Genomic DNA, 9,805 nt, shown 5'->3' on the forward strand with positions numbered 1-9,805 from the left:
CGCGGTACCACCTCAGTTGATAACTCTTTCTGAAGCTATCATCTCAAACCTTCTCAACAAAGAAGTTGCACGATAAGGGGTGCCAAACCTAACGTTTATGTGTTCACGTTAACCGTCAATTCTCTTCAGCCCATTCATTCCACCTTCATACTGGTTTTCAGCAACCACCAGCTCTCTATAAAAAAGGAAAGAATTACTCTTCTGATGACTATTATTCTACATTGTTTTATCTATTCTTGTCAAGATTATGTTTCTAGTTTCACGTGAAACACAACCTTAGATACAACCAAAATAGTCAATACTTGACGGAAACTAAAAAAGACTTGATAATAAGAATATCATTTCTAGGAGATAATATATGAAACGTCGAATAATAGATATACTTTTAGTTACAATCGGTTCTTTTATAGCTTCGGTTGGCTATAATTCACTTTTAGTTAAGAATAATATTGCCTCGGGTGGTGTCGGGGGACTAGCCATTAGTTTAAACGCCCTTTTTGGTTGGAACAATGCTAACTTCGTCTTAGCAACCACCATCCCTTTGTTAATTTTATGTTGGTGCTTTCTTGGTCGCGAAGTTCTCCTAAAAACCTTCTATGGGTCTCTTATCTTCCCAACTTTTATTAAATTAACCGAGGGCTTACCTACACTCACCAAACAACCTTTGTTGGCTGCTATTTTTGGTGGGATTGTATTAGGGTTAGGACTAGGAATAGTCTTTTATGGAAATTCCTCAACTGGGGGAACTGGAATTATCACACAAATTCTCCACAAGTATACGCCACTCCCACTAGGAATGGTACTACTTATTGTTGATGGAATCATTGTCGCAATCAGTGCTATTGCCTTTCCACCTGATACTGTTATGTACTCCATTCTCTCACTTGGAGTTGTTTCTCTTACAATTGATAAAATGATGGTCGGACTCAATTCATCACGAAATCTTCTAATCATTTCGCAAAATAGTGAACAAATCCTAAAATACATCACTAGAGTGGCTGATAGAGGTGCAACAAAAATTCCAGTTCTTGGTGGACATACTGGACATGCACAAAATATGATTATGACTACCTTGTCAACTCATGAGGTTCCAAAAGTTCAAGAAGAAATCCAAAAAATAGATGAAACTGCCTTTATCGTCATTGTTCCTGCTTCTACAGTTATGGGACGTGGATTTAGCCTCCAAAAAGATTACCAAAGAGTTCCAAATGACTTTATTAATCCCTTATAAAATCGATTGAAATAAAGTCTAATTTCTCGTAAAATAGTAGTTAAGAATAAAAATAAAGGATATTATATGCTTACTGTATCGGATGTATCGCTTCGTTTTAGCGATCGTAAACTTTTTGATGATGTTAATATTGCCTTCACGCCAGGTAATACTTACGGTCTTATCGGTGCCAATGGTGCTGGTAAATCTACTTTTTTGAAAATTTTAGCTGGTGATATCGAACCAACAACAGGACATATCTCTCTTGGTCCTGATGAGCGTCTTTCTGTTCTTCGTCAGAACCACTTTGACTATGAAGATGAACGCGTCATTGATGTTGTTATCATGGGGAATGAACGCCTCTACGATATTATGAAAGAAAAAGATGCCATCTACATGAAGGAAGATTTTTCAGATGAAGATGGTGTCCGTGCTGCTGAATTAGAAGGACTCTTTGCTGAATTGGGTGGTTGGGAAGCTGAAAGCGAAGCCTCACAATTGCTTCAGAACCTAAATATCTCAGAAGACCTTCACTATCAAAACATGAGTGAATTGGCTAATGGTGACAAGGTGAAGGTGCTCCTTGCAAAAGCACTCTTTGGTAAACCTGATGTACTACTTCTTGACGAACCTACCAACGGTCTTGATATCCAGTCAATCTCATGGCTTGAAGATTTCTTGATTGATTTTGAAAATACGGTCATTGTCGTATCCCATGACCGTCACTTCTTGAATAAGGTGTGTACGCATATGGCCGACCTTGACTTTGGTAAAATCAAACTCTATGTCGGTAACTATGACTTCTGGAAACAATCTTCAGAATTGGCTGCACGCTTGCAGGCTGACCGTAATGCAAAAGCAGAAGAAAAAATCAAAGAACTTCAAGAATTCGTTGCACGTTTCTCTGCCAACGCTTCAAAATCTAAACAAGCGACTTCTCGTAAGAAAATGCTTGATAAAATTGAACTAGAAGAAATCGTCCCATCAAGTCGTAAATATCCATTCATCAATTTTAAAGCAGAGCGTGAAATCGGCAATGACCTTCTAACAGTTGAAAATCTCACTGTTAAGATGGATGGTGAGACTATTCTTGATAACATTAGTTTCATCTTGCGACCAGGAGATAAGACTGCCATCATCGGTCAAAACGATATTCAAACAACTGCATTAATTCGTGCTCTTGCTGATGATATTGACTACGAAGGTACAATCAAATGGGGTGTTACTACTAGCCACTCTTACCTTCCAAAAGATAATTCTAAAGACTTTGCATCCGGTGAATCAATTCTCGAATGGCTCCGTCAATTTGCCGAAAAAGGGGAAGATGATGATACCTTCTTGCGTGGATTCCTTGGACGTATGCTCTTCTCAGGAGATGAGGTTAATAAATCTGTTAGTGTTCTCTCAGGGGGAGAAAAGGTACGTGTCATGCTTTCTAAGCTCATGCTTTTGAAATCTAACGTCCTTCTTCTAGATGATCCTACTAATCACTTGGATTTGGAATCAATCTCAAGTCTGAATGATGGCGTCCGTGACTTCAAAGAGTCTGTTATCTTTGCCAGTCATGACCATGAATTTATCCAAACAATAGCGAACCACATCGTAGTCGTTTCTAAAAATGGGGTTATTGACCGTATTGATGAAACTTATGATGAATTCCTTGAAAATGAAGAAGTGCAAGCTAAAGTCAAAGCACTATGGGCTGATTAAACTATAAAAAGATGCAGGTTGGGATATCCCAACCTGTCTTAGTATCATTATGACAAATAAAAAATACCATACGACTTTATTATTTTATCTGGCTGCCTTTTTCTTGCCAGTACTAATCATGATAGGTGTTCTGTATAGCCAAAAAATCTATCCTGGTAGTGAGCGGACTATTTTAACAAGTGATGGTTTTCATCAGTATGTGATTTTTGCAACTGGACTTAGGAATATACTTCATGGAGATGGAAGCCTCTTTTACACCTTTACAAGTGGGCTAGGTCTTAATTTCTATGCTCTAACAAGCTATTACTTAGGTTCCTTCTTGTCTCCACTTTACTATTTCTTTACTGTCAACCAAATGGCCGATGCTTTTTATTATATAACACTGCTTAAGTTTGGTCTTATTGGGCTCTCAGGAGCTTTTAGCTTTAAGCGTCTCTTTACAAAAGTGTCAAGAAGTTTCATCCTATGTCTTTCTACAGGATTTGCTTTGATGAGCTTTGCTACCAGTCAGTTAGAAATTAACACCTGGCTAGATGCCTTTATTCTAGCACCTCTAATCATATTAGGTTTACACCTCTTACTAAGATTCAATAGACGGGGCTTATACTTTTTTAGTCTAACCTGCCTTTTTATCCAAAACTACTATTTTGGATATATGATGGCTATTTTCCTAACCCTTTACACCATAGTACAATTGATAACTATCAAGGGGTGGAAGAGTAAGATTCTTCATTTCATAGACTTTGGAATTGTCTCTATACTAGCTGGTTTAAGTAGTGCTGTCATGCTGCTGCCAACGCTACTTGACTTGACAACACATGGTGAAAAATTTACAGGTGCGTCAAGTTTGTTGACAGAGTCTACCTATTATTTTGACTTCTTTGCGAAAAATCTCGTTGGAGTTTATGATACTACTAAATTCGGATCAATCCCTATGATTTATGTGGGAATCTTACCTTTGATTCTTTTTCTACTTTTCTTTATTAGTAGGGAAATCAAGCTATCATTACGTCTAGGTTACCTCTTATTAGTAGCTTTCTTTATCGCTAGTTTCTACTTACAACCTCTTGATTTGTTTTGGCAAGGTATGCACACGCCTAACATGTTTCTCCATCGCTATTCTTGGCTCCTATCTCTCCTAACTGTTCTTTTAGCAGGAGAAACACTCAACCGAATTAGAAAGTTTTCTTTTAAAAGGCTCCTCCTATCTTTCTTAGGATTGAGTACCGCTTACTTACTAACTTGGATCTTTCAATCTCACTATAGCTTCATTGAACCAGTCTCCTGGCTATTAAGTCTAGCATTTCTCCTAGCCTATGCCATTCTATTTACTAGCTATTTTAGCCAGCAGGTTCCTGGGAGTGTTTTTCGCTGTTTCACCTTCTTATTCTGCATTTTTGAGCTTACATTAAGTACTTACTATGTTGTTGGAGCTCTTGGAAATGAGTGGGTATTCCCAACTCGTGAAGGCTATCTACAAAATATGTCTGCCATTACAAAACTAGTTTCAAAAACTAAGCAAGCGAATAAGACTTTTTACCGTACTGAAAGGTTAGAGGCTCAAACTGGTAACGACAGTATGAAATTCAATTATAATGGTATTTCTCAGTTTTCATCCATTCGAAATACCGCTTCAAGCTCAACACTCGATAGGTTAGGCTTCAAATCTGAAGGGACTAATTTAAACCTACGTTACCAAAATAACACCATTATCGCTGATAGTCTCTTCGGAATAAAATATAATTTATCGAACTTTGACCTTAATAAGTATGGTTTTAATCACATAACTTCTGAGAAAACAATGGGACTTTATCAAAATAATAATGCAAGCCAGCTTGCTATCTTAACTGATGGCATTTACAATAATATTGACTTCACTGTCAATACGCTTGACAATCAAACTAGCTTGCTGAATACTCTCTCTGGACTTAACTTAACCTATTTTAAACGAGCTCCATCTCAACTGTTTGATAAGGATGCTAGATCTTTGAATCAGCGCGTGGCTAAAAACGTTAGCAACTCGAATAAAGATTTTGTAACAATCACCTATCAAGTTATTGCTCCACCACATAGTCAACTCTATGTTAGTATTCCTAATATTTCTTGGTCTGATGACAATAACCACTCTCTGTCAATTACTGTAAACGGTGTGGCAAAGAATCAAGTTACTGACAATACCTTTGATTTTTTTGACCTTGGCTACTTTGAAACAGAGTCAATGGTTACCATCAAACTTAGTTTCTCTGGCAATAAAGCAATATCCTTTGATAATCCTAGTTTTTATGCCCTTGATACTCAAAACTATCAGATAGCTATGGATACTATTAATGAACGTGATAGCAAGGTTACTACGTCAAAAAATAAAGTGTTCGTTGATTATAGCAGTAAAACGAATGCGTCACTATTCTTTACCATTCCATATGATAAGGGATGGACAGCGACCATAAATCATAAAAAAGTTAAGATTCAACGAGCTCAAAAGGGGTTCATGAAAGTCGATGTCCCTAGTGGAAGAGGAAAAGTTGTTCTAACCTTTATTCCCTATGGACTTAAGACAGGTTCATTGATTAGTCTATTGGCAAGTATCATATTTTGTTGCTACGCTTACTTCATCAGAAAAACAACTATTATTCAAAAAAGCTGATTATCTTAAATTAAATAGGTCTGGAACAAGTGTTCCAGACCTATTTAACTTTGGGTACAAAAAAACTCAAGCTATACAACTTGAGGTGTCTTATCACTCCGCCAGTAGGACTCGAACCTACGACATCATGATTAACAGTCATGCGCTACTACCAACTGAGCTATGGCGGATAAAACTGCTAAGTAGCAAAAATAGTCCGTACGGGATTCGAACCCGTGTTACCGCCGTGAAAAGGCGGTGTCTTAACCCCTTGACCAACGGACCAAGTTCTGAGATTTTTATCTCGTTAATACTCTTATTATTATATCAGAGTATTCGATTTTGTCTATACTTTTTTTCAAAAAAAATATTAAATTTTGCTAAATTTATTCGAATTTTACGTTAGTTTTTATCTTGCTTTTACAAAGTATTGACATGTTGCTATATATTTTGTAAACTAATAGAGTTATTGGTCCCATAGCTCAGCTGGATAGAGCATTCGCCTTCTAAGCGAACGGTCGCAGGTTCGAATCCTGCTGGGATCAGATAAAAAAACGCAATCTAGAATCTCTAGTTGCGTTTTTCTTTTGCCTCGATAAATAAGAAATAATTTAAAACAAACAAGGGAAGCAAAGTCGTATATAGGCTGTATTCATGTAAATATTGAGCAAACCAAGTTGAGGCTGCGACTCCTACCATAAATGTAAAGATGATAACAGTTGTATAAGAAGCTTGTTTAAGCACTTTGGCATCACCCTCGTCAATAGCCCTAGCAATGGTTAAAGAAGTATTAGTAATATTACCAGTCATCATAAAGGAAGCATAATTTACACCTCTGACTCGCTTAAAAATACCTACTTGAAGAGAGGCGAAGAATGCCAAGCCTGCAATCGTAATAGTAGAATCAACGTATGGTGTAATAATTGCAAGAATAGTCATCAAGAGAAGGGCAAGTCTAATCGCTTGCAAATGCCATCCCCACTTATGGTTAATGAGCCACTTCTTAACAAAAAAAACAAAAAACTGACCTAAAACAAAGAAAAAAATAGGTATTACATAGCTAAAAGCTCTTGCAATATGCCCCTCAACAAGGTGAATGACCAAATAGAGGAGATTGCCTGTCTGGATACTTGCAAATCGACCGTCTTGAGTATTGTAAGTATAGGCATCAATGAAGCCTCCTATATAACTAACTAGAGTTGCTACTCGTAATCCTTCAAAAACACGATAGGAGCGTTTTTTCATTCTGAACATGTCTGTTTCCTTTTTTCTACTTATGATAAGGACTTCCCTGCTGAATCATGAATGCACGATAAATTTGTTCTACTAATACAAGGCGCATAAGCTGATGAGGGAATGTTAAGAGACCAAAACTCATCAATCGATTAGCTCTCTTTTTTACTGTTGGAGAGAGTCCCAAACTGCCCCCTATAATAAAAGTAATATCTGAATAGCCTCTAAGGGTCACTTGCTCTAACTCTTTAGCAAATTGTTCCGAGGGAAATTGTTTTCCTTCAATAGCTAAGGCAATGACATAATCACGATCACCTACTTTAGCCAAGATACGCTGTCCTTCTTTGTCTAGGATAGCTTTATTTTCAGCTTCACTTGCATTATCTGGCGTCTTTTCATCCGTTAATTCTATAGATTCAAATTTTGTGAAGCGTCCTAGTCGTTTGACATACTCCGCAATGCCATCTTTCAAATATTTTTCTTTCAGTTTTCCAACGGTAATCAATTTAACTTTCATAGGCTTATTATAGCACATATCCACAATCTTTTAACACCTTATCCACACCTTTTTCGTGTCAAGCATCTATAGTTATCCTTATAAAATCGCTTTTTATCTACACTTTTTGAAACTTATCCACAGACTGTTGATAACTGTTTTTTAAAATCACTTTATGATATAATTAAGCTTACTTTGATATGTTTATCAAAAAGGAGGACTAAACGTGAAAAAATTTAACTGGAAAAAAATAGTAGCGCCAATTGCAATGCTTGTTATTGGCTTACTAGGTGGTCTACTAGGTGCCTTTATCCTATTAACAGCAGCAGGGGTATCTTTTACCAATACAACAGATACAGGTGTTAAAACAGCTAAGACCGTATACAACAATACAACAGATACAACTAAGGCCGTTAAGAAAGTACAAAATGCCGTTGTTTCTGTCATCAATTACCAAGAAGGCTCATCTTCAGATTCCCTAAATGAACTTTATGGTCGTATTTTTGGTGGAGATGATAGTTCTGATTCTAGCCAAGACAAATCAAAAGATTCTGATGGATTGCAAGTCGCTGGTGAAGGTTCCGGTGTTATCTATAAAAAAGATGGGAAAGAGGCCTACATCGTAACCAACAACCACGTTGTTGATGGTGCTAAAAAACTTGAAATCATGCTTTCAGATGGATCAAAAATTACTGGTGAACTCGTTGGTAAAGATACTTACTCTGACCTAGCAGTTGTCAAAGTTTCTTCAGATAAAATAAAAACCGTCGCAGAATTTGCAGATTCAAACTCCCTCACAGTTGGTGAAAAGGCAATTGCTATCGGTAGCCCACTTGGTACCGAATACGCCAACTCAGTAACAGAGGGAATCGTATCTAGCCTTAGCCGTACCGTAACTATGCAAAACGACAATGGTGAAACTGTCTCAACAAATGCTATCCAAACAGATGCTGCCATTAACCCTGGTAACTCTGGTGGTGCCTTAGTCAATATTGAAGGACAAGTTATCGGTATTAACTCAAGTAAGATTTCATCAACGTCAGCAGTCGCTGGTAGTGCCGTTGAAGGTATGGGATTCGCCATTCCATCAAACGATGTTGTCGAAATCATTAATCAATTGGAAAAAGACGGTAAAGTTACACGCCCAGCCCTAGGAATCTCAATGGCCGATCTTAATAGCCTTTCTAGCAGTGCAACTTCTAAATTAGATTTACCAGATGAAGTTAAATCTGGAGTTGTTGTCGGTAGCGTTCAAAAAGGTATGCCAGCTGATGGTAAACTTCAAGAAAATGATGTTATTACTGAAATTGACGGTAAGGAAATCAGCTCAAAAACTGATATTCAAACCAATCTTTACAGCCATAGTATCGGAGATACAATCAAGGTAACCTTCTATCGTGGTAAAGAGAAGAAAACTGAAGAACTTAAATTAACAAAATCTACAGAAGACTTATCTGACTAAGTCATTGACAAATCTGTCAAAAGACCTTTACAATAATGTAAAGGTCTTTTTTGGAAAGGAATAACATGCAAGAACAACTCAAAGCTTTATCTATTAGTGAAATCTACCCAAATCCTTTTCAACCTCGTATAGAATTCTCTGATGAAGAATTAGCAGAACTGAGCCAATCAATCGCTGAAAATGGACTGATACAGCCAATCATTGTCCGAAAATCGGACATTATTGGTTATGAACTAATTGCTGGGGAAAGACGTTTACGTGCCTGTAAACGTCTGGGAATGACAGAAATCCCTGCAGTCGTAAAGGAAGTCTCAGATCAAGAGAGTCGTAAACAAGCTATTATTGAAAATTTACAACGCTCGAATCTCAATCCTATTGAAGAAGCAAAGGCCTATCGTAGTTTAATTAATGAGTTAGCTTACAGTCACGAGGAACTGGCAAAAGCTATGGGGAAATCCAGGCCCTATATCAGTAACGCTCTCAGACTCCTCCAACTTCCCAAAGAGATACAGACAAGTATCGAAAATGGCAAACTGAGTCAAGGACATGCTAGAGCGCTTTTATCTGTTGAGGATACCCAAAAGCAATTAACTATCTATCATCAGGTGCTTACTGAAAAATGGTCCGTTCGTACTCTGGAAAAAAGACTTCAAGAACTTCCTAAAAAACAAAAATCAAAAAAAGATATTCACATAAAGGATAAAGAAAAAGAACTAGAAAAATCACTTGGTCTCCCCGTTACTCTTCGTTATCACAAAAATCACTCTGGAACTATTCAGATCCACTTTTCGACGGAAGAAGATTTTAACAGAATTATCAACAAGCTAATTTGACCTGTGAATTGATGAGAAAAAAGAAACAAACTTATCCACATCATAAAAATGTTGCTCTCCCTTTATTTTAGAGGGTTTCTTTTTTTATTCACAACTTGTGGATAACTCTTGTGCACAATGTGAATTGTCTTTTTCCATCTGTGGATAACTAGAGAAACTTTTATCTTCTGACCTGTGGAAAACTTTTTTGTTTTATGATAGAATCAGAGAACAAGAATAAAGAAGGAGAATTGATGGA

General features: G+C 37.1%; 7 protein-coding genes, 3 tRNA genes and 1 other annotated feature (1 of these 11 only partly in view). Of the genes, 6 read left to right on the top strand and 4 right to left on the bottom strand.

All coding sequences use genetic code 11. From position 1 onward, the window contains the following. Positions 1 to 214, bottom strand: a binding site (T-box leader) (it extends 26 nt beyond the left edge of the window). Positions 215 to 358: 144 nt separating this feature from the next. From BSR19_RS10460 to BSR19_RS10470, 3 genes are all read left to right on the top strand, one after another. Continuing rightward, on the top strand, positions 359 to 1,231 hold the full coding sequence (locus BSR19_RS10460) for a YitT family protein (RefSeq protein ID WP_049545979.1): 873 nt from the start codon (positions 359 to 361) through the stop codon (positions 1,229 to 1,231). Positions 1,232 to 1,297: 66 nt separating this feature from the next. Beyond that, entirely contained in the window at positions 1,298 to 2,920 is a 1,623-nt protein-coding gene (locus BSR19_RS10465) for an ABC-F family ATP-binding cassette domain-containing protein (RefSeq protein WP_060972950.1), read from the top strand. Positions 2,921 to 2,969: 49 nt separating this feature from the next. Further along, complete coding sequence (locus BSR19_RS10470) at positions 2,970 to 5,564, top strand: YfhO family protein (RefSeq protein ID WP_060972951.1); 2,595 nt, start codon at positions 2,970 to 2,972, stop codon at positions 5,562 to 5,564. 96 nt (positions 5,565 to 5,660) lie between these two features. Here BSR19_RS10470 and BSR19_RS10475 read toward each other — a convergent pair. Next, a tRNA-Asn gene (locus BSR19_RS10475) sits at positions 5,661 to 5,734 on the bottom strand. 22 nt (positions 5,735 to 5,756) lie between these two features. Next, positions 5,757 to 5,828 (bottom strand) — tRNA-Glu (locus tag BSR19_RS10480). Positions 5,829 to 6,014: 186 nt separating this feature from the next. Here BSR19_RS10480 and BSR19_RS10485 point away from each other — a divergent pair. Further along, a tRNA-Arg gene (locus BSR19_RS10485) sits at positions 6,015 to 6,088 on the top strand. 25 nt (positions 6,089 to 6,113) lie between these two features. Here BSR19_RS10485 and BSR19_RS10490 read toward each other — a convergent pair. Both BSR19_RS10490 and rlmH read right to left on the bottom strand, forming a co-directional pair. Then, positions 6,114 to 6,797: a YoaK family protein gene (locus BSR19_RS10490; RefSeq protein WP_060972963.1), complete on the bottom strand. Its 684-nt coding sequence runs from the start codon at positions 6,795 to 6,797 to the stop codon at positions 6,114 to 6,116. Between the two features lie 16 nt (positions 6,798 to 6,813). Further along, positions 6,814 to 7,293 (bottom strand): 23S rRNA (pseudouridine(1915)-N(3))-methyltransferase RlmH, encoded by a 480-nt coding sequence (gene rlmH, locus BSR19_RS10495; RefSeq protein WP_037598563.1) that lies wholly within the window; start codon positions 7,291 to 7,293, stop codon positions 6,814 to 6,816. A 205-nt stretch (positions 7,294 to 7,498) separates the two neighbouring features. On the opposite strand from rlmH, the gene BSR19_RS10500 reads away from it, so the two are divergent. Both BSR19_RS10500 and BSR19_RS10505 read left to right on the top strand, forming a co-directional pair. Continuing rightward, the gene (locus tag BSR19_RS10500; RefSeq protein ID WP_002892211.1) at positions 7,499 to 8,734 is read left to right on the top strand and encodes a S1C family serine protease; all 1,236 of its coding nucleotides are present in this window, start codon (positions 7,499 to 7,501) and stop codon (positions 8,732 to 8,734) included. A 65-nt stretch (positions 8,735 to 8,799) separates the two neighbouring features. Further along, complete coding sequence (locus tag BSR19_RS10505; RefSeq protein ID WP_060972962.1) at positions 8,800 to 9,567, top strand: ParB/RepB/Spo0J family partition protein; 768 nt, start codon at positions 8,800 to 8,802, stop codon at positions 9,565 to 9,567. Positions 9,568 to 9,805: the final 238 nt, after the last annotated feature.

This window comes from Streptococcus salivarius, from assembly GCF_009738225.1.
In the GTDB taxonomy this organism is placed as follows: Bacteria; Bacillota; Bacilli; order Lactobacillales; family Streptococcaceae; genus Streptococcus.

Bases quoted from the DNA above. Each gene is read 5' to 3' on its own strand.
- BSR19_RS10465 (WP_060972950.1), top strand. From the start codon at position 1,298: ATGCTTACTGTATCGGATGTATCGCTTCGTTTTAGCGATCGTAAACTT.
- BSR19_RS10460 (WP_049545979.1), top strand. From the start codon at position 359: ATGAAACGTCGAATAATAGATATACTTTTAGTTACAATCGGTTCTTTT.
- BSR19_RS10470 (WP_060972951.1), top strand. From the start codon at position 2,970: ATGACAAATAAAAAATACCATACGACTTTATTATTTTATCTGGCTGCC.
- rlmH (WP_037598563.1), bottom strand. From the start codon at position 7,293: ATGAAAGTTAAATTGATTACCGTTGGAAAACTGAAAGAAAAATATTTG.
- BSR19_RS10505 (WP_060972962.1), top strand. From the start codon at position 8,800: ATGCAAGAACAACTCAAAGCTTTATCTATTAGTGAAATCTACCCAAAT.
- BSR19_RS10490 (WP_060972963.1), bottom strand. From the start codon at position 6,797: ATGTTCAGAATGAAAAAACGCTCCTATCGTGTTTTTGAAGGATTACGA.